This window comes from Oleiphilus sp. HI0123 (assembly GCF_001635315.1).
Genome location: NZ_LWGE01000981.1, coordinates 1 through 1,231 on the forward strand (window position 1 = coordinate 1; position 1,231 = coordinate 1,231).

1 protein-coding gene is annotated in these 1,231 nt (G+C 52.2%); it reads left to right on the forward strand.

The genetic code is table 11. The features are described 5' to 3' along the window. Window positions 1-164: 164 nt before the first annotated feature. A partial coding sequence (locus A3761_RS08475) for a transposase (protein WP_068750111.1) occupies window positions 165-1,231 on the forward strand: 1,067 nt, incomplete at its 3' end.

A 1,231-nucleotide genomic window follows, 5' to 3' on the forward strand; every position in this document is an offset into this window, starting at 1 on the left:
ATAAACAAGGATTTTTTGGCCAATATTGATCTGATCGGTTACTTCTGGAAAGTGAGATAAGCGGACATAACAGTTGGACTGTTTTTACAAAATTACGGCCAATATTCGCTAAGTGAAGCTTCTTCTATATGCTGTATGCATAAACAGTATCAAGGAGGATGCTCATGTCACCGGCAAGGAATGTCTGGGCGAGTCAAGCACCATACTATGAACGCCATCAGCCCGAAAAGACGCTCCTCTATCAATTGGTTCAGGAACATTATCCTGTCTTTAAGTCCTCGTTGGAGGGTCAGGGACAAAGCTTGCCTCGTTACGTTCAGAGAGAGTTCGAAGATTTTCTCCAATGTGGTCGGCTGGAATATGGCTTTTTGCGTGTCCGCTGCGAGGATTGCCATCATGAACGATTGGTGGCATTTAGCTGCAAGCGCAGAGGGTTCTGCCCCAGCTGTGGTGCCCGCCGGATGGCGGAGAGTGCCGCGCTCTTGGTGGATGAGGTGTTTCCCAAAGTTCCCATACGCCAGTGGGTGCTGAGCTTTCCCTTCCAGTTACGATTCCTGCTGGCTCGCCATCCAGAGCTGATGGGTAAAGTGTTAGGCATTGTCTACCGCACCGTCTCTACGCATTTAATTAGGCAGGCTGGTTTTACCAAGGCTACCGCACAAACCGGTGCAGTGACGTTGATCCAACGCTTTGGTTCTGCGCTCAACCTTAATGTCCATTACCACATGCTATTTCTCGATGGCGTATACGCCGAAGATACCTATGGCCAACGGCGGTTCCATCGGGTCAAGGCACCCACTCAACATGAACTCAATGCGCTCGTTAACACCCTCAGCCACCGGGTCGCTCGCTGCCTGGAAAAACGCGGTCTGTTGGAGCGAGATGCCGAGAATACCTGGTTGACGCTGGACGAGGAAGGAGGAGATGTACTCACGCAACTGCACGGTTCCTCGGTGACTTACCGCATCGCCACCGGCCCCCAGCAAGGGAGTAAGGTGTTCACCCTGCAAACCTTCCCTCATTGCGAAAGTGAGAAGCCAGGCTATGGCCAAGCGGCTAAAGTGGCAGGGTTTTCACTCCATGCCGGTGTGATGGCCGAAGGACATCAGAGGGATAAACTCGAACGGCTCTGCCGCTACGTTAGCCGACCCGCTGTTTCAGAAAAGCGCCTGGCATTGACCTCCAATGGACACGTTCGGTATGAACTCAAAACCCCGTATCGCAATGGCAC